The sequence below is a fragment of the Mesorhizobium sp. B2-7-3 genome, assembly GCF_006440715.1.
Lineage (GTDB): Bacteria > Pseudomonadota > Alphaproteobacteria > Rhizobiales > Rhizobiaceae > Mesorhizobium > Mesorhizobium australicum.
On sequence record NZ_VFTY01000010.1, the window covers coordinates 44,226 to 61,938 of the forward strand.

Sequence of the window (17,713 nt, forward strand, 5' to 3'; positions counted from 1 at the left end):
GTCAATGTCGGAGACAAGATGTCGGCTCAGGGCCGGAATGTTGGTTATTCGCCTAAACGCGAAGACTGTTGAAAATTAGGCTCGCCTGTGACAAAAGGCGTGTCAAATGTGACGGAACGCGACGATCCGCTTCTACAAGATGTGATAAGAAGTAGGAAAAACAAGAACTTATTCACATTTTGGAACGCAGTTTGGGAGAGTTTGAGCCGTATTTCCGGTCAAATCGCCAGGTTCCGTACCAAAAGCCATTCCCGGCAAGAATTACCGGCAGGCTGTGAACGGCAGGGAGCCGTTTGGCAGCCTCATTGGTGAAAACAAAGGTTTTACGATGCAGGTCACCGAAACTCTCAATTCCGGTCTCAAGCGCGAGATCAAGATCACCGTGCCGGCCGGTGATATGGAAGCCAAGCTGATGGCGCGGCTGTCGGACGCCCGCAACAAGGTCCGCATCAACGGCTTCCGTCCGGGCAAGGTGCCGGTGCAGCACCTGCGCAAGGTCTATGGCAAGTCGTTCATGGCCGAAGTGGTCAACGAGATCCTCAACGACTCGACCCGCTCGATCATCACCGGGCGCGGCGAAAAGGCCGCCATGCAGCCTGAGGTCATCATGACCGAGGACGAGAAAGAAGCCGAGAAGATCCTGGCCGGCGGCGCCGACTTCGAGTTCCGCCTCAACTATGAGGTCATTCCGGCGATCGAGATCAAGGATTTCTCCGACATCAAGGTGACGCGCCAGGTGTTCGACGTTCCGGATTCGGAAATCGACGACCAGGTCAAGCGCGTCGCCGAATCGGCGCGCAGCTACGAGCCGAAGACCGGCAAGGCCGCCGAAGGCGACCGCGTCACGATCGACTATGTCGGCAAGATCGACGGCGAGGCTTTCGCTGGCGGCGCCGGCAACGACCAGCCGCTGGTGCTGGGCTCCAAGGAGTTCATTCCGGGCTTCGAGGATCAACTGATCGGCGCCAAGGCCGGTGACGAGAAGCAGATCACCGTGACCTTCCCGGAAAACTACCAGGCGGCGCATCTGGCCGGCAAGGAAGCGACCTTCGAGGTCACCGTCAAGGAAGTGTCGAAGCCCGGCGAGCTCGAAATCAACGACGAGACCGCCAAGAACCTTGGCCTGGAATCGCTCGAGCGCCTGCGTGACATCGTGCGCGGCCAGATCGAGAACCAGTTCGGTTCGATGACGCGCCAGAAGGTCAAGCGCCAGCTGCTCGATCAGCTCGATGCGGCCTATTCGTTCGAAGCGCCGTCGAAGCTCGTCGAAGCCGAGTTCAACAACATCTGGGCGCAGGTCAACCGCGACCTGGAAGCCGCCGGCCGCACCTTCGCCGACGAAGAGACGACCGAGGAAGATGCGCGCGCCGAATACATGCGCCTTGCCGAGCGCCGCGTGCGCCTTGGCCTGGTGCTGGCCGAGATCGGCGAGAAGGCCGGCGTCACGGTTTCGGACGAGGAACTGCAACGCGGCCTGTTCGAGCAGGTTCGCCGCTTCCCGGCCAACCAGCAGCAGGAAGCCTTCGAGTTCTATCGCAGCAATCCCGAGGCGCTCAACGCGCTCAGGGCGCCGATGTTCGAGGAGAAGGTTGTCGACCACCTGCTCGAACAGATCTCGGTCACCGACGTCAAGGTCAGCAAGGAAGAGCTGATGGCCGACGACGAGGAAGACGAGACCAAGGCCAAGGCGAAGCCGGCCAAGAAAGCCGCGTCGAAGAAGGCCGAAGCCAAGGCAAGCGATGCCGCTGACGAGACGGAAGAGCCGAAGAAAAAGGCCGCGCCGAAAAAGAAGGCCGCCAAGGACGCCGAATAGGCCACCCATTGCAGTGAATTCCGAAAGGCCGCCTCCGGGCGGCCTTTTTCGTTGCCAAACTGCAACATCGGATTCGTTCCTGATGGGCACCGGTGGCGATACGAAGCCTTGATCATTATCTGGTTGGTTGGAAGACCAGAGGTAATTGGTGATGTCGTTGGGGGTGTTCGTGGGAATGAGGCGCGCTGCCGCCACGGTGCTTTTCCTTGCCTTGGCCTGCGGCGCTGCCGGGGCCGGTACGGACAATTGGCGTTTTGACACGGCCAATGACGGCCTCGTCACGGCGTCGGTCTATGCCACCAACAAACTGATCACCGGAGGCGGCGCGCTGAGCTACAGCCCGGTGCTGACCATCGCTTGCCGGGCTGACGGCGAGCCGGCCTGGACCGAATGGCTGCAATTGAACGACGCGGTCTCCGCAAGCCGGAAAATCACCATGTCGGTGACCATCGACGGCGCCGGCAAATTTGACGAGAGCTGGTCCGTCGGCACGCGCGGCAGGCAGCTGATGCGCGACGGCGCCGATGGCATCAAGCGCCTCGTTCCGGCAAACCGCCTGCTGCTGTCATGGCGCTTCGGATTGTTGTCGGGGCGTGGCCAAGCCGATTTCGACCTCGCCGGCTTCGACGAGGCGGTCAGCCAGATTGCCGGCAGCTGCAAGACCGATCGGCCTTGATTTTAGAAGAGTGGCGATCTTTTGGGCTGTTGCCACTGGAAGATTGATCCGCGAGTGCGCGGCATCAGCATCGTTCTTTCCACAATTGAATGATTTCAAATTCCGGCCAGGATAATCGCCAGCGCCGTGGCGTTGCCGTCTCGCGAATACAAGACCTAGATCAGCAGCAGGCCCTTCATGCTGGAATAGCCCTTTCGCCCGATGATGATGTGGTCATGCACGGAAATGCCCAGCCGCTTGGCGGCTTCGATGATCTCTTTCGTCATCTCGATATCGGCACGCGACGGCGTCGGGTCGCCGGAGGGGTGATTGTGGACCAGGATGATCGCGGTGGCCGACAGTTCGAGCGCGCGCTTGACCACTTCCCTGGGATAGACGGGCGTGTGGTCGACCGTGCCTGTCTGCTGCACCTCGTCTGATATCAGCGCGTTCTTCTTGTCGAGGAAAAGGATGCGGAACTGCTCGCGCGCCTCGAACGCCATGGCCGAGCGGCAATAGTCGAGGAGCTGCTGCCATGACGAGAGGATTTCGCGGCCCTGAACCTCGCCGCGCGCCATGCGCTGGGCGGTCGCCGCGATGACCTTCAGCTCGAGCGCCACGGTCGGGCCGATGCCCGTGACCTCCTGCAATAGGCCGACGGGCGCGCCGAGCACTTCGGCCAACGTGCCGAAGCGGGCCAGCAGCGCCTTCGCGACCGGCTTGGTGTCGGCGCGCGGGATCAGGCGGAAAAGCAGGAGTTCCAGCAGTTCATAGTCGGGCAAGGCATCCGGGCCGGCCGAGGCAAAGCGCTCGCGCAGACGATCACGGTGGCCGAGATAGTGAGGCTTTTCGGCGGGAGCCTGTCTGGCCTTCGTGGCTTGCCGCACTGGCACCTCGGAGAAGAAACTCCGCTCGTCGTCATCGCCCTGTGTCGCCATGTGCCGCCCATCCAGCCCGAGCAATGATCGCTGATCCCCGCGAAACACTAGGACGGCGGGCGGGGGCGGTCGAGGTCTTTTCGGCGGCAAGGAATAAGTTAGCCACCGACCTCGACGCAATGTTGCGGCAATGGGGGTCGCGCAAGCTCACGGCATCGCCATTGATGGCCCCGCATCGGAGAACCAAGATGCCCAGCCTCGTTCGTATCCTGCTGTCTGCCGGGCTGCTTCTGAGCTTCAGCCCTGCAATGGCTGCCCTGGTGATCGATGCCGTACCCGCCGGTAGCCGCTCTGATCAGAACCTCCCGATCCATTTCATCCAATACGATGATCCCTGCACAGACGGCCGTTACAGCGACGGCCAGCCGTTAACTGCCGGGAGCTCCTGCGCATGCTGGACCGCCGGGAGCGTTATCGGGAACGGCACGACAATTACCGGCGCGAACGCTACGATCCCTGCATCAATGGCAGGGTTAGCGATGGCCGTCCGCGCAGTTGCCGGGCAATAATGCGCTGGCTACGAGATATGAATGAGGACGAAGACTGGCGGCCGCGCAAACACTGGAAATAGGCCGCTATTCAAGACCCTCGCCACGGCGTCCTAAATCGGCAGGCCGGGGCGGTCGAGCTTTTTGGGCGACAGCGTGAAAATCTCGCAGCCGGTGTCGGTCACGCCGATCGTGTGCTCATACTGCGCCGACAGCGAGCGATCGCGCGTCACCGCCGTCCAGCCGTCCGACAGGACTTTCACATGCGGCCGGCCAAGATTGATCATCGGTTCGATGGTGAAGATCATGCCGGCGCGCATTTCCACGCCTTCATTGGCGCTGCCATAATGCAGGATGTTGGGGGCATCATGGAACAGCTGGCCGACACCGTGGCCGCAGAAGTCGCGCACCACGGAGCAGCGCTCCGCTTCGGCGTAGGTCTGGATGGCGGCGCCGATGGCGCCGGTGCGCGCGCCCGGCCTGACCGCGGCGATGCCGCGCATCAGACACTCATGGGTGACCTCGAGCAGGCGTTCGGCGGCGCGCTTGATCGTGCCGACCGGATACATGCGCGAGGAATCGCCGTGCCAGCCATCGAGGATGTAGGTCACGTCGATGTTGACGATATCGCCATCCTTCAGCGGCTTGTTGTCGGGAATGCCGTGACAGACGACATGGTTGATCGAGGTGCAGGACGATTTCGTGTAACCGCGATAGTTGAGTGTGGCCGGCAGCGCGCCGTTGTCCATGCCGAACTCGAAGACGAAACGGTCGATCGTGTCCGTGGTGACGCCGGGACCGACCATTGGCACCAGCTCGTCCAGGCAGCGCGCGGTGAGGTCGCATGCCTTGCGCATGCCGGCAAAGCCTTCCTCGCCATAGAGGCGGATCTGGCCGGTGTTTCTGAGCGGTGCAGTGGCGGCGTCGAGATAGGTGACCATTTTGTCCATATAGAAGGTGGCGCGCGGCAGGAGTGAGACGCGTAAGTGCCACCAGATTTGGCACTTGGGGGCGAAAGGTTCAAGGAAGAACTGCCTGATGCGGTCTCAGCCGCCCGGATATTCGCTTGCCGAGGCAATGCTTTCCCGTTTTTTCGCGGCGTTGCTTTCCACTGCCGGGCCGCCTGGTGCCGGCAGGCTTTGCCTTTGCCGCTGCAGCAAAGCGGCGACTTTCCGCAGTGACGACACATTTCCGTGGCACAAAACGAACGAAGCAACTTTTGACGACGAACGGCGTTGCTTGGGCGATGCCGGTTCGGGAGATGTCGAATGGACAGATTGCAATTCGAGGTGCCGGTGCGCATCGCACCAGGCCCCGGCTTGCCCGTCGAGGAAATCTACAGCGTCGAGCAGGCGCTCGATTTTCTGCAGGATTGGCCGGCACGCCGGCAGGGGCCGGTGTATCAGAAAGCCTTCAATGCCTGTTTCGGTGCCACGGTGGATGTGGTCGAGACCGAAGACGCCTGCCGGGCGTTCATGGCGTTCTGCCGTGTCACCGGACTGATGGCCGGCGACATGATGGTGCCGCGCAAGCGCGGCGGCGAGGCGAGAGCACTGCCGGCCTGAGGGCCGCCGGGTGAACCAGTTCGGGTTCGAAAGTACATGACAATTCGCGTGCGCGACGCATCGGCCGGTCACCGTTAAGCTTCCGTTTCCACCTTCGCTGTTAGCCATTGCTTGTTCGGCAATGGTTGATTCGTTGCGTCAGTTTCATGGTTCGGAAGATGTACCCAGAAAAAGTCCGTGCGTTCCCGATCGATCGTCAGCTATTCTTGGTCAGGGAAGTTGCCGCCAAGCTCGGCAATCTGCATGGCGAGACCGCCACCTCGTTCTGGAAGGCAAAAGCGACGGAGTTGCTCGATCTCGTTGTCGGGACGGGCAGGGACAGAACGGCAGCCAGCGACGAAGTGCGCAGGTTCTTCCTGGCCGTGCAAAGAGAATTGTTGGCTGAGTCGAACAGTGAGTCCGTGCCAGTTCTTTCCGCCTGAAGCGGCGGACGCCGATCAGACGATGGCATCTCCGATCAAACAATGGCACCCCTGATCGAAAATGAGCCTAAGTTTTAGCCATTCGTTCATATATGCGTGCTTTCTAATTGATCATGGTATTCAACTGCTTCACCCGGATACGGCTGACGGCGGCTGGCATAGGTCGCAGCAGAGCCGCGAACGTCGCCACCATCTTTGCCCTCACCCTGCCGATCGTTGTCGGTGCGGCGGGTTTTGGCGTGGAAACCTCCTATTGGTACTATAACAGCTTGAGACTGCAGGCCACGGCGGATGCCGCGGCCTATGCCGGCGCGCTGGAGCAGATCTCGGGTTCCGATACGCCGACGATCGTCGCGGCGGCGACCCAGTCGGCCGCGACGAATGGGCTTGGCGCAGGCACGATCGTCGTCAATACGCCGCCCGCGTCCGGACCGAACACGGCCAAGAAAGCGGTTGAGGTGATCGTCGGCCAAAAGCTCGATCGGATGTTCACCCTGATCTTCACTCAGACCCAGGTTCCAGAACAGGCGAGGGCCGTGGCCCTCATCACCAATGCTTCGAAGGCCTGCATACTCGCGCTCGATCCGACCGCCTCGCAGGCTGCCCTGTTTTCAGGCAACACCGGCGTGAAGTTCACCGGCTGCTCGGTGATGGCCAATTCGATCGCCTCGGATGCCATCAAGCTTCAGGGATCGGCGGGTCTCCAGGCCGATTGTCTGATAACGGCGGGCGGCGTCTCTCTCAGCAATCCCGTCACCACCGTTTGCGCGGCCCCGATCACCCAGGCGCTGCCTGCCGCGGATCCATTTGCCGGCTTGCCGGCCCCGGCGGCCTCGAACCCCTGCAAGAATATCAATGGCAACAAGACGACGCAAACGATCCAGCCGGGGACCTACTGCAGTGGACTCAGCCTCAGCGGCGATGTCACCCTTTCGCCTGGGGTCTACGTCGTCCAGGGGGGCGATTTCAAAGTGAATGCGAACGCCAACGTCTTCGGTGACGGCGTCACCATCTACCTCGCCGGCGCCTCGCGTGTGTCGATGAACGGCAACGCCACGGTCAATCTGAGCGCGCCGACGTCCGGCAGTTACTCGGGCGTGCTGATGTATGGCGACAGAACGGCCACCGGCGGACAGAGTACCTTTAACGGCACGGCAACCTCGCTGCTGACCGGCGCGCTCTACTTCCCCAGGCAGCAGGTAAACTATCTCGGGAATTTCTCCGGCAAAAGCGGGTGCACTCAGGTTGTCGCCGACATGATCCAATGGTCCGGCAACGCGACCATCAATCAGGATTGCACGAGCCTGGGAATGGGCGATATTTTCGCCGCGCAGTCCGTGATGCTGGTCGAGTAACCTTCCGTGGATCGCCGATCGTACTCAATTCTTAAAGATGAGGTAGGCGCTGCGGCCGTTGAGTTCGCGATGGTGCTGCCCTTCCTGTGCCTGGCGCTGCTCGGCATCGTCGACGGCTGGTCATACGTCACGAGCTCACTGTCGATGCGCGCCGGCGTCAAGACAGCGGCAAACCTGGTGCTGGCTGGGTCGACTGACGATGCGGCAACGCAGGCCGTTGCCCTTTCGAGCTGGGAGAAGCGGCCGGACGACGGACAGGTCACGCTGAGCCGGATCCACAAATGCGGGACGACGGTGGTCGACGCCTCGACGCTGTGCAGCGGACCGAAGTTGTCGGCGGTCTTTGTTCAGATCCAGGCATCGGCCACCTGGACCCCGCCCTTCACCTTCGGCGTCTTTTCCGCCCCCAGCACGATCGGCCACCAGGAGTTGATCCGTGTTCGGTAATGCGAGGGGCTTCAGGGCCGATCGATCGGGCGGAGCCGCGCTCGAATTCGCGCTGATCGCACCGTTCCTCATCATGCTGCTATTCGGAATCTTCGCCTTCGGCTGGTCGATGAATTCGGCCTCAAGCGTTCGGTACACGCTGGAGGCGTCCGCACGGTCCCTGCAGCTTAACAACACGCTGACTCAGGCCGACATCCAGGCGATCGCGACGCAGAAACTGCTTGCGCTGGGTCTGAAGGATGTCAACGTCACGATCGCCATCGATCCCGTGAGCGGCGGCTTTCGCATGGCGCACCTGACCGCTGCCTATGCGTTCGTCATAGACTTCCCGTACTTCAGTGCCTTTCCGATCAATTATGCGACGACCGTTACCGTGCCGCTGGTCGGCAGCTAGACGTGGGCTGTCCCTGCCATGTCGGCGAAGGACGTTTGGAACGGTTCCATTCCGCCCAGTAACAGGCTCTTTTGCAGGGCGGGATTGCCGAAATTTTTACCCAAGATATCAAGAGTCTTTAAACTCCTGCCCTTTACGAAAGCACGTATGGCCTCGTGGCGGAGCGGCTACGCTAGAGACTGCAAATCTCGGAAGCCTCGGTTCGATTCCGAGGCGAGGCCTCCAAAATCCCGATGCGGCTGGATTGTCGACCGGGACAGGATTGGAGCCCATCCCTGGTCCATTCCGCATTACGCTAAGCGGTTCCGCTTGGGTGCAAAAAGCTCTAACGGAACAGATATCTCGACACCTCGGGGTTGCCGCGGCGCCACATCACGTTATCGAGGAAGTAGTGGTGTACGTTGATGAAAATCAACACGATGAAGAAGAACAGCGACGATCCAAGGACCTCCCGGTCATAGGGGACAATGGCGGTCAGCGCGGTCGGAATCAGCCAGAAGCCCAGACCACCGAGGAGGAGGCCAGCACTGATGAACTCCAGGAGCCGCACTCTGTAGGCCGGACCAAGAATCGACAGGATTCTGGATTGCGGAATTTTTTCGGCATCGCGCGCATCACGCTCGACATTGCTCTGATAGCGCCAGACCACCGCCAGGTACTGCAAGGAATGGAGCGCCGGCACTACGAGCAGCCAGAGCGGATTTGTCCTTACGATCAGAATCCAAAGATATAGCGACGCGCTGTAGGCGATGATGCCGTTATATGGCAGGCTGCCGCCATTCCTGGTCCAGCGATTGATCAGCATCACAACCGTGGCAGCCGTGGAAGCGGCCGCGGCCGAGAGTGCAATCGCATTGAGCCATGCAGGGGTGGCAAACGTGTAATATTCCAGCCCCAGGTATTTTCCCTGGCTGACCGCCGTGTTCGTCTGAAGCCACGCGAACAGCCAAACGGCATAGCTGTTGACCAGCAGGATTTTCTTGTCCGGATCGGTGAAGAACCGGCGCTTCAGGACGGCATCCACCATCAACATGCCGTAGCCTTGCTTGACGTAGTGCCAACCCACGAAAAAGAACATCGCGTTGGTTGCATTCCCCAAGAGCCGGGCGTTAGCCGTTATCGAGCCATAAGCGAAAAATGCGCCCATGAGCAGAGGAACGACGATGCCGGCGAAGATGTAGCGGATCTGCAGGTTCCTGTCGTATCCGTCGCCACGCAGCTTCCGCCCAAAATTGCGGTAGAAGAGTTGGTAGGAGTGGGCGAAGTGCGGATAGTTGATCAGATAAGCCAGGAAAAGCATCGTCGCCGCAACGAGCCCTTCGTATCTCAGCGGCACGAAATACAGCACGGGCAAAATCAGGAATGCGCTGCCGCCAAGCATCAGAAAGTCCGCGAGCGGACCAAAGAGATATTTTGGAGGCGTTGCCGCAGGAGCGCGTGTATCCGCCGAAAGGTGAACTGCCATGTGAGCGCTCCCTTACGGTCCATTTAACCACCGGCCCGTTTGCTCGACAAGGTCGAGAATCCGAGCGGTCACCGCAACAGGCTTGAGCATCGGCCGCAACGGACGCCGTGATCCTCAAATTGTCGATGCGGTGCCGCCCTGCCAAATCTGCCGGGCACTCGCTGTGTAGAATCGGGAAGGAGAGACCGAGGTCTGAAAAATCTGGTACGCCCAAGGGGAATCGAACCCCTGTTACCGCCGTGAAAGGGCTTCTAAGCCGTCCAGCGCTGTCCATTCATATTTCCTGAACCCGTTGTCCTGTAAGGCTTTGCATCCAGTTATGTTTGTGCTTGTCCAATACGGTCTACGCCTGTATATTGGACAAATAGTTGGACACGGGACGGGCGGGATACCTTCATGGCAAAGCGAGTTCGTGATGCGACACTGGACAGCAAGGATGCTCGGGCGAAGCTCAAGCCGCGCGGCAAACCATATTACAAGAGCATCGGCGCAGGGCTTCACCTTGGCTATCGGAAGGGCAAGGATGCGGGGCGTTGGGTCGTTCGCATGTATGTCGGCGATCAAAATTACCGCGTCGAAACAATAGCCGATGCCGACGACCAGTTGGACGCGAACGGCTCGACACTGCTGACCTTCTGGCAGGCGCAGGATAAGGCCAGGGAACTCCACAAGGCTATGTCTGGTGATACCGGCAAGGTTGCGGGCGCCTACTCCGTCCAAGTTGCCATTGAGGATTATCTGCTTTGGATGGAAGGCAATCGGAAATCCGCAAAGGATGCGCGTTACCGCGCCGAAGCGCTGATTTTGCCCGAACTTGGCAGCGTCGACGTCTCGAAGCTTACGGCCAACCAAATCCGGAAATGGCATCGCAAGGTTGCGACAACCGCGCCGAGGCTCCGCACCAAGGCGGGCAAAGAACAGCGGTTCAAAGATCTCGGGGAAGATGCGGACGCAACCCGCCAGCGCCGAGCAACAGCCAATCGCGTCCTGACCACTCTCAAAGCCGCCCTGAATTATGCATGGCGGGAAGGTAAGGCAACTTCAGATAGGGAATGGCGCCGCGTCGAACCGTTCGAAGATGTCGAGACGGCCCGCGTTCAATACCTCTCCATCGCCGAGGCGCAGCGCCTTGTGAACGCCAGCGGCGGCAAGTTCCGGGATCTTGTACAGACCGCATTACAGACCGGCGCCCGCTATAGTGAGCTTGCACGGCTGCGTGTGGAAGATTTCAACGCCGATGTCGGCACCCTAACCATTCGCGCCAGCAAATCCGGCAAGGCGCGCCATGTGGTGCTGACCGACGAAGGCGCAGAGCTTTTCAAGCAGCTCACTGCCGGCAAGAATCATGGCGACCTGGTGCTGACCACCGAAGCCGGCGGGGTATGGGAAAAGTCCCATCAGTTCCGGCCGATGAACGAGGCTTGCAAGAACGCCAAGATCGTTCCGGCGATCGGCTTCCACGGCTTGCGGCATACTTGGGCAAGCCTTTCCGTCATGAACGGAATGCCGCTTCTGGTGGTGGCGAAGAACCTGGGGCACACTGATACGAGGATGGTGGAAAAGCACTACGGTCATCTGGCGCCGTCCTATGTGGCCGATGCGGTGAGGGCAGGGGCGCCACGGTTCGGCACAGTGCAGATAACCAACGTCGTTTCGATGGGAGGGGCATGAAATGCCGTCCTTCTGGAAAACGCCGCGTGAGATTTTCCGAGCCACTTTCGAACGCGAGGCCATGGCCGAAGTGGACGGGAAATATGTGTCTGTGCACAAACTGCATGACAAATGGCACCAGGTGCTCTTGCAAGAGGCCCGTGTCTGGGAAGCTTCGGGGATGCAGCCTGAAGATCTGCCCGTCTATGAGGCGACCGTCGCGCCGACGAAGGAACTCATAGCAGCATCGAACGCCGAGACACTTCGATTGATGCTTGACCTTGCCGCGCGTGGCAAATGGTTTGCTGTCGGTCGCCGTGTTGCTGACAAGGACGAAGAAGCTATCCCCGCTCGATATTGGCCGTTCCTCGAACTGGACATGAAAAACGCCACAGCCAAAGGCGAGGGCATGGAGTTTCGTGCATTGCGGTGCGCCTTCATCGCCGACGTTCCGGCGGATGATCCGATCCGCACAGAAATTGAGCGCGCCAATTCCATGCAACCAGCATTGCCGACCAAATCGGCAACTGTTGCCCCGGCGGCGCGGCGGCGAGGGCCTGCACCGCAAAAGCTTCTCGGTGTGAAGGCGGCGATGGCCGATTTCGACCGGGCCATTCTCGACGCCATGACCGAGGAAGCCATGGTCGCGCAGTTTAAAGCTTCCCGCGATACTTGCCGCCGCGCTCGTCGGGAATTGTCGGAGTTTAAGTGAAACTATCTACCACCATCGACAATTAGCGACAGTGGAAACTGCCGTCCATCTTGGGCCTGTAACAACACAGGGAAACCCAAATGGACTACTCTTTCGAAGCTTACAGCATTCCCGAGTTTTGCGCCGCTCATCGGATCAGCCGCGCGACGTTTTACAATCTCGTCAATGATGGTCATGCACCGCGCACCATGAAGGTGGGCGCCCGCGTCCTGATCTCCAGGGAAGCGGCGGCGGATTGGCGCAAAGCCTGCGAACTTGGCGCGGCCAAGGCGGAGGCCGCATAATGCAGTTCGATCTCAATCCCGACCAGCAAGTCCAGCACGCAGCCGAATGGCTCGCCGGTGGCGGCAAGACCGGCGCGGCAACCGTTCCTGAGTTGCGCAGCCGCTTCGGCATCACGGCACCCCAGGCAATCGAGGCCATTCGCCTCGCCAACGCCCTTCGTTTGGCGAGGGCGCATTGATGACCTTCAGCGATGACATGATCGAAAAGGCCTCTTGGTTCATCGCCTATGCTGGCGAAGGCCGGACCCATTGGACCACGCGGGAGATGCTGGCGCAGCGCTTCAAACTGACACCGGACGAAGCGTTGACGTTGTTCAAGATCGTGAAGGGAGGCATCAGCAATGCAGACGCCTCTTGAAAACGAGGCCGCCGCCCCGATTGCAGTCGGGAACGGCGGCAAAGGAAGGTTGACGCGTAAGTCTAACGCCGACCGCATTACGCCGCAAGAGAGGTGGAAGCGCGCCAACCCGAAAAAAGTCTGGGCTCAACAGTCCTTGCGGAGTGCCTTGAAGCGGGGGCTGGTCATTCAGGAGCCGTGCAGGGTCTGCGGCAATCTCGATGCCGAAGCACATCATCCGGACTATGACCGGCCGATGGATGTGGATTGGCTTTGCCGGCGTGACCATCAGGCAGAGCATCGGCGCCTTCGGTGCGAGGCAGCCGAATGAGCGCCCGCAGCTTCACCAAGGTAGCGCCGGCCGTCTGGCGCTCCCGGCGGTTTATCAGCTTGCCGGACGAGGCGAAGGTGGGATTTCTCTATCTCCTCACCAATGCCCATGTGACGAGTGCCGGGGTCTACGACCTCCCGCCTGGGTACGCTTGCGCGGATCTCGGCTGGACTGATGCGGCGTATGAGAGCGCACTTCGCGAGCTGGTCGAGGTTGAGTTGATCGACCGCGACCGCGACGTGATCCTCATAGAACGCTGGTTCAAGCATAACCCGCCGACCAACGATGACCACGCCATAGGCACACGGCGCCGCCTCCAGGCAATCGAGAGCGACCGGTTGCGAGAGAAGGCCGTCGCGGGCTTCGATGAGGTCAACGCGGCTCGTATCGAACGGGAAGCACAGAAGGCAGCGGACAAGGCCGCAAAGGCCGCTGGAATGTCCAGATCGGTGGCTGAGACCATCGGAACCACTTCGCGTCTGATGGGCACTCGATTGATGCGGGGTGGCCAATGAGACCCTGTAGACACCCTGTAGTGACCCTGTGCACACCCTCTGTAGGGGTAATTTTACACCCTGTGCCAGGGTGTGCACACACCAAGACCAAGACCGAGACCTTAGACCGAGACCTGAGACCGGCTCAAATCGCAAAGGCCCAACCCGCCATCAGCGCCGCAAGAGGGCTTTGGAGAAAGAGGGAGCCAGGATCGAACGTCGGCTCGCGTCAGGAAACTCGCTGGCCTAATTGGAAGAACTGTATCAACGCCGAAATAAGATCTTCCGCCGTTTCGGAATCGAGCTGCAACTCGATCACCTCGTCGTCGTCGCCAACAAGTTCCACGCTGCCAACAAGCGGGTCTTTCGAGACGACTGTCAGATCGTTTCCTTGGTATTCGGCAGCCACGTTCGTCCTCCCTCAAAAGCTTGTCTGCGACGGCGCCCCGAAGAGCCTACATGTTGCTGGCTGCGTGATGCTGAGGCGGAGCCGGTCTGTTCCTGGCGGGCCGGGGTTTGATGTGAACCGGCCTATTGGCGAGTGTTTTCACCATCGGCGAGTTTACGTGCTGCTTAGCAGCTACGCGCTCGCGTTTCACCAGCTTGGCGACAAAGCTCCGCACCTCGAACATAAAGGGCTCCTCCCAGACGCCCTCCCGCACTGTGAAGCTACGCTTCTTCAGGACGTTCGCAAAGGAATTTCCCGACCGCCGGCTCGGCCCCCGAGTTGGTCAGCTGCCAAATGCCAGCCAGCGGCGAATGCGCCGCCGTCCGAAGCCTCCAGAGCCGCTTGCCTCAGCCATCCTGGCAACCGCTTTCTCGACCAGCCGAGCCGATGCATCCGTGTGTGCGGCTTGCTCCGCCAACTGTCGGCGAAGCGCCGATATCCTTTTTGCCCGATCTGTGTCGGGCATTGTCGGAGTGTGAAATTCGGAATTGTAGATCATAGCACCACCTCAGCCCATGTTGCTGGTCTTGATCTTCGTCAGGTGCTCTCTGGCTTCACAGACACGTCTGTGCGCGCCTCGTATCGTGTCACAGAGGGTAAGGTCGATGCCCACGCCGTAGCGCTTGTCCTGCATCCGCTCGACACGTTTGAGCTCGGATTCAGCTTGGCTCACGCTCAGCCTGGCCTTGGCAAGCTCCAGATCGAAAAGTTCAAGCATTGTTTCGCGTCCGTTGGAATCCCTTCCATTAGGAAACCCTCATATTCTGCTTTGGTTCCTCGTTCCCTGCTTGCGATGGGGAGCGTATGACAGCGCCCGATCCGCAACTGGAAGCCTACGTCGCAGCCGCAGAAGCCGCGCTGGCGGACCTACGTCGCTACGTCAGGAGCGAGCCAATCCCCATCGTACAAGAACGGCCGGCACCCTTTCCGGAGCCCGATCGCCGCCCCGAACTGATCGGCAGGGACTGGATTGAATCCGGAGAAGCGGCGAGCCGATTCAACATCTCGAAATCGAAAGTCCGAAGGTTGTGTCGGGATGACGACCGGCTGTCGTGGAAGGTGGTTGGTCGCTGGTACGTATCTGTGCCTGGGATGAGGGTGACACTGGGCTTCGAGTAGCGTGTACGTTTTGGACGTTTTGAACGTTTCCGCCTGTTGGGGATGGACGTTTCGAAGCTCACTCTCTGTGGCATCGAAACCCAACAAAAGGCGAGTGCGCCGTGATCCAAAACATCCTTAAGACCATCCGTGGCCAGGCAAAGAGCGTTGCCGATCTGGAGCGCGCACTTGGTCAGATCGACATCCCCGGGCTCGAAGCTGATGCCGATAAGCTGGAGGGAGATCGGCGCATCGCACTGCTGGATGGCACCGACAAGGATGTCGAACTGGTCGAGCGCAAGATCGAGGTCGCCAACCGTGAGGTCGAGCGCGCCTATGCCGCCAAGGCCGAACTGGAGCGCAGGATTGAGCAGGCCCGCAATTCGGAGGCAGACCAGGACAAGGTTGCTCGATACCAAGCCGCCAAAGCCCAGGCTGATGCAGCGGCCAAAGCGCTGGCGAAGGAATATCCCGAGATTGGCCGCAAGTTCGTAACGCTGATCAAGACGGTGATCGAGGCGCGAACCGCAATCGAACAGGCAAACCAGAATCTCCCCGATGGTGTGTCGCCGCTGCTCGATCCAGAGTTCGCCGTCCGTGGCAGGCATGGCGAGCCGGAGCGAACCCTCAAAACTGAGGAGGTCGCACTCTGGTGCTATGCCAACTCATCGGGCATCCAGGTCCTCCCTCCGGAGAAGCAGCTAGAATTGGACGCTCGCTTCAAAGGCTCGGATCAAGGGACGGTAAGTAGCGATAGCAGCGGAGGCCACACCAGCGTTGTAAGGCGTCGACTCACCAAGCGCTCCTATCTACCCGCATCCCAGACCGAGAGGCCCGACAGCATCCTCACCATCAAGATGCCGGGGCTGAAGATAGGCGACGTGCCATTCTGGCAAGCACTGCCTTATTCGGATCTGGGTTCAGTGCGAGCCAATCTGGACAAGATCGCATCAATGCGCCCCGCACCAGCGGTGAACGATAGCGAGATCCGCATCGAGTATCACGAGACCACAAGCGCCGACCCTGCCATGGCAGAAGCGGCCGAGTAAGCACCGATGGGCATGTCCTTTGGGTATCACACCATCAGGCCGGACGGTGAAAGCTGCCCGGTCCTACCAATCGCTTGCGCGTTTCTCGTCATGACGCGTGAGCACAGCAGGCAGGACGGCGTTTGGTTCCGCTGCCCTGCCTGCACCTCAGATTGCCATTGCGTTCCTGTCAGTCCGCAACGGCATAGGGCCGAGAGCTTCACAGCGGTTGATCTCGGCCCGCTCAATTCGGGTTGCCACTGTGCCGGCGAAGATCGGCAGACTGGCGGCAAGGGTCGGATGATTGCGGGTGCATCGTCCGGCCCGCTCCCACAACTCCAAGGTACTTCCCAGCTCATAAACCGTATGCGGAGCGGCGTAGCACATCGCACGTCTAGGGACAGGATTTCAAACTTCACTTCCGTTTCCGTTTCGAGGCCGAGCCCATGAATTTGGCGACGTTGACGGTTTCGGCGCGGCAATTGGGCGATGTCCTCGACCTTACGGACAGGCGCGTTCGTCAGCTTGCCGAGGAAGGTGTGTTCGACCGCGTCGAGCGCGGGCAATACCCTTTGGCCGCTTCAGTGCAGGCCTACATCGCCACCATGGAGGCGGACGAGTCGGACGAACTTCGACGCGAGCGTATCGGCTTGATGAAAGCCCAACGGCGCCGGCTTGAGCTGGATAACGAATTCAAGGAATCGACTGTCGACGAGATCGACTGGCAGGAGTCCGTCATCGGCGTCCTGGCGGCATACTGGCACCTAAGGGCGATCTTGGTTTCGACCTGGCTGCACGACGCCATGAGCCAGCACGGGTTGCAGAAGGATGCAAAAATCATCGCCGGCAATGTCCACAATTGGATGATTGCCAGCCGGCACGAAATCGAGACCGACCTAAGGAAGGCCGCGCAGGAAGCGCGCCGCCAGAAGATCACAATCAAGACGTTCGACGAACTCGCCCGGTTGCTGGCCAAGATCGGCGCGGCAAGCATCGCGGGCGTAGCAAAAGAGGAAGACACATGATCCCCAACACCTTCGCTGCCCACTGGCGCCGCGCAATCGAAAGCGGCGATGCATCCGGCTTCAAAGACCGTGAAGACCTCGTCGGCTTTTTCACCGCAACGGGCGCCAATACCGGCGCTTATGACACGTTCATGAAACTGACGGACGACGAAAAGGACCACGTGGTCGAAATGCGCAGCCGCTATTCCGGCGAATCTCTTGAGGCTGCAACTCGCGCTCACGCCAAGCGGAGCGAGGCGGCACAGGCCATCATTGCCAAGAACAGGGCCAATCTTGGCGGTGGCGATCCCGCTGTTGCTGCGGCTGCCGCCAAGGTTCCCGAAAAGTCGAAGGTGAGCGCTTGGGACCGCGCCATCGCTGCCACCAATGAAAAACTGGCGAGGGGCGTCTGATGGCTGCTTTAACTGAACGCCAGCCGACTGGCGCATTCTTGCTTTACGACGCGAGCAAAATGGGCATTACGCGTGGAAGCGCCGTCGCTGGCGGCAGTTTCGCAGTCGGCGAAGTTCTGAAGATGACGGCGAACCAACTCGTCTCCTACGACGGAACCGGCACCGTCGTCGGTATCGCTTTGTATGCGGCCCGAGCGGGCGACTTTGTCACCTACATCGCCGGTTTCGCTGAGATAAACGGCAATCTCGTGACGTCGACCGAACAGACGGATGGCACGGTTCTTTCCGGTGCTATCGCTGGTCTCGCCGCCAAATACATCATCATCCGCCGCTAGAAATAAAGGGCGCAACACTAATGGCAAAAACCATCAC

General features: G+C 60.1%; 25 protein-coding genes and 1 tRNA gene. 21 read left to right on the forward strand and 5 right to left on the reverse strand.

The annotated features are described in order from the left end of the window. Nucleotides 1-328: 328 nt before the first annotated feature. Both tig and FJW04_RS21830 read left to right on the forward strand, forming a co-directional pair. On the forward strand, nucleotides 329-1,813 hold the full coding sequence (gene tig, locus FJW04_RS21825; RefSeq protein ID WP_140661129.1) for a trigger factor: 1,485 nt from the start codon (nucleotides 329-331) through the stop codon (nucleotides 1,811-1,813). Nucleotides 1,814-1,988: 175 nt separating this feature from the next. Continuing rightward, nucleotides 1,989-2,489: a hypothetical protein gene (locus FJW04_RS21830; protein WP_224621970.1), complete on the forward strand. Its 501-nt coding sequence runs from the start codon at nucleotides 1,989-1,991 to the stop codon at nucleotides 2,487-2,489. Nucleotides 2,490-2,644: 155 nt separating this feature from the next. On the opposite strand, the gene radC is transcribed toward FJW04_RS21830, so the two are convergent. Continuing rightward, on the reverse strand, nucleotides 2,645-3,406 hold the full coding sequence (gene radC / locus FJW04_RS21835) for a DNA repair protein RadC (protein WP_140616103.1): 762 nt from the start codon (nucleotides 3,404-3,406) through the stop codon (nucleotides 2,645-2,647). Nucleotides 3,407-3,594: 188 nt separating this feature from the next. Between radC and FJW04_RS21840 the strand changes: the two genes are divergently transcribed. Further along, a complete protein-coding gene (locus FJW04_RS21840) occupies nucleotides 3,595-3,915 on the forward strand; it encodes a hypothetical protein (RefSeq protein WP_140716650.1) in 321 nt (106 codons plus the stop codon). Between the two features lie 92 nt (nucleotides 3,916-4,007). On the opposite strand, the gene map is transcribed toward FJW04_RS21840, so the two are convergent. Beyond that, a complete protein-coding gene (gene map / locus FJW04_RS21845; RefSeq protein WP_140716652.1) occupies nucleotides 4,008-4,835 on the reverse strand; it encodes a type I methionyl aminopeptidase in 828 nt (275 codons plus the stop codon). 327 nt (nucleotides 4,836-5,162) lie between these two features. On the opposite strand from map, the gene FJW04_RS21850 reads away from it, so the two are divergent. The 6 genes from FJW04_RS21850 to FJW04_RS21875 all read left to right on the forward strand — a co-directional run bounded on the left by FJW04_RS21850 (nucleotide 5,163) and on the right by FJW04_RS21875 (nucleotide 8,302). Continuing rightward, on the forward strand, nucleotides 5,163-5,459 hold the full coding sequence (locus FJW04_RS21850) for a DUF982 domain-containing protein (protein ID WP_015317559.1): 297 nt from the start codon (nucleotides 5,163-5,165) through the stop codon (nucleotides 5,457-5,459). Between the two features lie 158 nt (nucleotides 5,460-5,617). After that, a complete protein-coding gene (locus FJW04_RS21855; protein WP_140661130.1) occupies nucleotides 5,618-5,881 on the forward strand; it encodes a DUF6074 family protein in 264 nt (87 codons plus the stop codon). A 113-nt stretch (nucleotides 5,882-5,994) separates the two neighbouring features. Next, nucleotides 5,995-7,236, forward strand: a complete 1,242-nt coding sequence (locus FJW04_RS21860; protein WP_015317561.1) for a pilus assembly protein TadG-related protein — start codon at nucleotides 5,995-5,997, stop codon at nucleotides 7,234-7,236. Between the two features lie 6 nt (nucleotides 7,237-7,242). Continuing rightward, nucleotides 7,243-7,683: a TadE/TadG family type IV pilus assembly protein gene (locus tag FJW04_RS21865; RefSeq protein ID WP_140716654.1), complete on the forward strand. Its 441-nt coding sequence runs from the start codon at nucleotides 7,243-7,245 to the stop codon at nucleotides 7,681-7,683. Beyond that, nucleotides 7,673-8,077, forward strand: coding sequence for a TadE/TadG family type IV pilus assembly protein (locus tag FJW04_RS21870; protein WP_140661131.1), 405 nt, complete (start codon nucleotides 7,673-7,675; stop codon nucleotides 8,075-8,077). The genes FJW04_RS21865 and FJW04_RS21870 overlap by 11 nt, the downstream gene beginning before the upstream one ends. A gap of 149 nt (nucleotides 8,078-8,226) precedes the next feature. After that, a tRNA-Cys gene (locus FJW04_RS21875) sits at nucleotides 8,227-8,302 on the forward strand. A gap of 100 nt (nucleotides 8,303-8,402) precedes the next feature. Here FJW04_RS21875 and FJW04_RS21880 read toward each other — a convergent pair. Beyond that, a complete protein-coding gene (locus FJW04_RS21880; RefSeq protein WP_140616111.1) occupies nucleotides 8,403-9,542 on the reverse strand; it encodes a hypothetical protein in 1,140 nt (379 codons plus the stop codon). A gap of 396 nt (nucleotides 9,543-9,938) precedes the next feature. Between FJW04_RS21880 and FJW04_RS21885 the strand changes: the two genes are divergently transcribed. The 7 genes from FJW04_RS21885 (at nucleotide 9,939) to FJW04_RS21915 (ending at nucleotide 13,371) form a co-directional block, all read left to right on the forward strand. Then, on the forward strand, nucleotides 9,939-11,213 hold the full coding sequence (locus FJW04_RS21885; protein WP_140716656.1) for a site-specific integrase: 1,275 nt from the start codon (nucleotides 9,939-9,941) through the stop codon (nucleotides 11,211-11,213). A 1-nt stretch (nucleotide 11,214) separates the two neighbouring features. Further along, complete coding sequence (locus FJW04_RS21890; RefSeq protein WP_140716658.1) at nucleotides 11,215-11,904, forward strand: hypothetical protein; 690 nt, start codon at nucleotides 11,215-11,217, stop codon at nucleotides 11,902-11,904. An 80-nt stretch (nucleotides 11,905-11,984) separates the two neighbouring features. Continuing rightward, nucleotides 11,985-12,188 carry a helix-turn-helix domain-containing protein gene (locus FJW04_RS21895; RefSeq protein ID WP_140663848.1) on the forward strand — a complete coding sequence of 68 codons (204 nt, stop codon included), beginning with the start codon at nucleotides 11,985-11,987 and terminating at the stop codon, nucleotides 12,186-12,188. Continuing rightward, nucleotides 12,188-12,367 carry a hypothetical protein gene (locus tag FJW04_RS21900; RefSeq protein ID WP_140663846.1) on the forward strand — a complete coding sequence of 60 codons (180 nt, stop codon included), beginning with the start codon at nucleotides 12,188-12,190 and terminating at the stop codon, nucleotides 12,365-12,367. The genes FJW04_RS21895 and FJW04_RS21900 overlap by 1 nt, the downstream gene beginning before the upstream one ends. Further along, nucleotides 12,367-12,546 (forward strand): hypothetical protein, encoded by a 180-nt coding sequence (locus FJW04_RS21905; protein ID WP_140716660.1) that lies wholly within the window; start codon nucleotides 12,367-12,369, stop codon nucleotides 12,544-12,546. Before FJW04_RS21900 ends, FJW04_RS21905 begins: the two co-directional genes overlap by 1 nt. Further along, the gene (locus tag FJW04_RS21910; protein ID WP_140663841.1) at nucleotides 12,530-12,856 is read left to right on the forward strand and encodes a hypothetical protein; all 327 of its coding nucleotides are present in this window, start codon (nucleotides 12,530-12,532) and stop codon (nucleotides 12,854-12,856) included. The genes FJW04_RS21905 and FJW04_RS21910 overlap by 17 nt, the downstream gene beginning before the upstream one ends. Beyond that, entirely contained in the window at nucleotides 12,853-13,371 is a 519-nt protein-coding gene (locus FJW04_RS21915) for a hypothetical protein (protein ID WP_140663838.1), read from the forward strand. The genes FJW04_RS21910 and FJW04_RS21915 overlap by 4 nt, the downstream gene beginning before the upstream one ends. 208 nt (nucleotides 13,372-13,579) lie before the next feature. Here the strand turns inward: FJW04_RS21915 and FJW04_RS21920 are convergent, their stop codons facing one another. Both FJW04_RS21920 and FJW04_RS21925 read right to left on the reverse strand, forming a co-directional pair. Next, nucleotides 13,580-13,759 (reverse strand): hypothetical protein, encoded by a 180-nt coding sequence (locus FJW04_RS21920; RefSeq protein ID WP_140716662.1) that lies wholly within the window; start codon nucleotides 13,757-13,759, stop codon nucleotides 13,580-13,582. A gap of 547 nt (nucleotides 13,760-14,306) precedes the next feature. Then, nucleotides 14,307-14,516, reverse strand: a complete 210-nt coding sequence (locus tag FJW04_RS21925) for a hypothetical protein (RefSeq protein WP_140716664.1) — start codon at nucleotides 14,514-14,516, stop codon at nucleotides 14,307-14,309. A gap of 86 nt (nucleotides 14,517-14,602) precedes the next feature. Between FJW04_RS21925 and FJW04_RS21930 the strand changes: the two genes are divergently transcribed. The 5 genes from FJW04_RS21930 to FJW04_RS21950 all read left to right on the forward strand — a co-directional run bounded on the left by FJW04_RS21930 (nucleotide 14,603) and on the right by FJW04_RS21950 (nucleotide 17,676). Then, nucleotides 14,603-14,917 carry a hypothetical protein gene (locus FJW04_RS21930; protein WP_140716666.1) on the forward strand — a complete coding sequence of 105 codons (315 nt, stop codon included), beginning with the start codon at nucleotides 14,603-14,605 and terminating at the stop codon, nucleotides 14,915-14,917. Between the two features lie 101 nt (nucleotides 14,918-15,018). Further along, complete coding sequence (locus FJW04_RS21935; protein ID WP_140716668.1) at nucleotides 15,019-15,945, forward strand: hypothetical protein; 927 nt, start codon at nucleotides 15,019-15,021, stop codon at nucleotides 15,943-15,945. Between the two features lie 518 nt (nucleotides 15,946-16,463). Continuing rightward, nucleotides 16,464-16,949, forward strand: a complete 486-nt coding sequence (locus FJW04_RS21940) for a hypothetical protein (RefSeq protein WP_140716670.1) — start codon at nucleotides 16,464-16,466, stop codon at nucleotides 16,947-16,949. Continuing rightward, nucleotides 16,946-17,341 (forward strand): hypothetical protein, encoded by a 396-nt coding sequence (locus FJW04_RS21945; RefSeq protein ID WP_140716672.1) that lies wholly within the window; start codon nucleotides 16,946-16,948, stop codon nucleotides 17,339-17,341. The genes FJW04_RS21940 and FJW04_RS21945 overlap by 4 nt, the downstream gene beginning before the upstream one ends. Further along, nucleotides 17,341-17,676: a hypothetical protein gene (locus FJW04_RS21950; RefSeq protein ID WP_140716674.1), complete on the forward strand. Its 336-nt coding sequence runs from the start codon at nucleotides 17,341-17,343 to the stop codon at nucleotides 17,674-17,676. The genes FJW04_RS21945 and FJW04_RS21950 overlap by 1 nt, the downstream gene beginning before the upstream one ends. The last annotated feature ends 37 nt before the right edge of the window (nucleotides 17,677-17,713 follow it).

Coding starts and splice junctions, on each gene's coding strand:
- tig (WP_140661129.1), top strand. CDS start 329: ATGCAGGTCACCGAAACTCTCAATTCCGGTCTCAAGCGCGAGATCAAG.
- FJW04_RS21830 (WP_224621970.1), top strand. CDS start 1,989: ATGAGGCGCGCTGCCGCCACGGTGCTTTTCCTTGCCTTGGCCTGCGGC.
- radC (WP_140616103.1), bottom strand. CDS start 3,406: ATGGCGACACAGGGCGATGACGACGAGCGGAGTTTCTTCTCCGAGGTG.
- FJW04_RS21840 (WP_140716650.1), top strand. CDS start 3,595: ATGCCCAGCCTCGTTCGTATCCTGCTGTCTGCCGGGCTGCTTCTGAGC.
- map (WP_140716652.1), bottom strand. CDS start 4,835: ATGGTCACCTATCTCGACGCCGCCACTGCACCGCTCAGAAACACCGGC.
- FJW04_RS21850 (WP_015317559.1), top strand. CDS start 5,163: ATGGACAGATTGCAATTCGAGGTGCCGGTGCGCATCGCACCAGGCCCC.
- FJW04_RS21855 (WP_140661130.1), top strand. CDS start 5,618: ATGTACCCAGAAAAAGTCCGTGCGTTCCCGATCGATCGTCAGCTATTC.
- FJW04_RS21860 (WP_015317561.1), top strand. CDS start 5,995: ATGGTATTCAACTGCTTCACCCGGATACGGCTGACGGCGGCTGGCATA.
- FJW04_RS21880 (WP_140616111.1), bottom strand. CDS start 9,542: ATGGCAGTTCACCTTTCGGCGGATACACGCGCTCCTGCGGCAACGCCT.
- FJW04_RS21885 (WP_140716656.1), top strand. CDS start 9,939: ATGGCAAAGCGAGTTCGTGATGCGACACTGGACAGCAAGGATGCTCGG.
- FJW04_RS21890 (WP_140716658.1), top strand. CDS start 11,215: ATGCCGTCCTTCTGGAAAACGCCGCGTGAGATTTTCCGAGCCACTTTC.
- FJW04_RS21895 (WP_140663848.1), top strand. CDS start 11,985: ATGGACTACTCTTTCGAAGCTTACAGCATTCCCGAGTTTTGCGCCGCT.
- FJW04_RS21900 (WP_140663846.1), top strand. CDS start 12,188: ATGCAGTTCGATCTCAATCCCGACCAGCAAGTCCAGCACGCAGCCGAA.
- FJW04_RS21905 (WP_140716660.1), top strand. CDS start 12,367: ATGACCTTCAGCGATGACATGATCGAAAAGGCCTCTTGGTTCATCGCC.
- FJW04_RS21910 (WP_140663841.1), top strand. CDS start 12,530: ATGCAGACGCCTCTTGAAAACGAGGCCGCCGCCCCGATTGCAGTCGGG.
- FJW04_RS21915 (WP_140663838.1), top strand. CDS start 12,853: ATGAGCGCCCGCAGCTTCACCAAGGTAGCGCCGGCCGTCTGGCGCTCC.
- FJW04_RS21925 (WP_140716664.1), bottom strand. CDS start 14,516: ATGCTTGAACTTTTCGATCTGGAGCTTGCCAAGGCCAGGCTGAGCGTG.
- FJW04_RS21930 (WP_140716666.1), top strand. CDS start 14,603: ATGACAGCGCCCGATCCGCAACTGGAAGCCTACGTCGCAGCCGCAGAA.
- FJW04_RS21945 (WP_140716672.1), top strand. CDS start 16,946: ATGATCCCCAACACCTTCGCTGCCCACTGGCGCCGCGCAATCGAAAGC.
- FJW04_RS21950 (WP_140716674.1), top strand. CDS start 17,341: ATGGCTGCTTTAACTGAACGCCAGCCGACTGGCGCATTCTTGCTTTAC.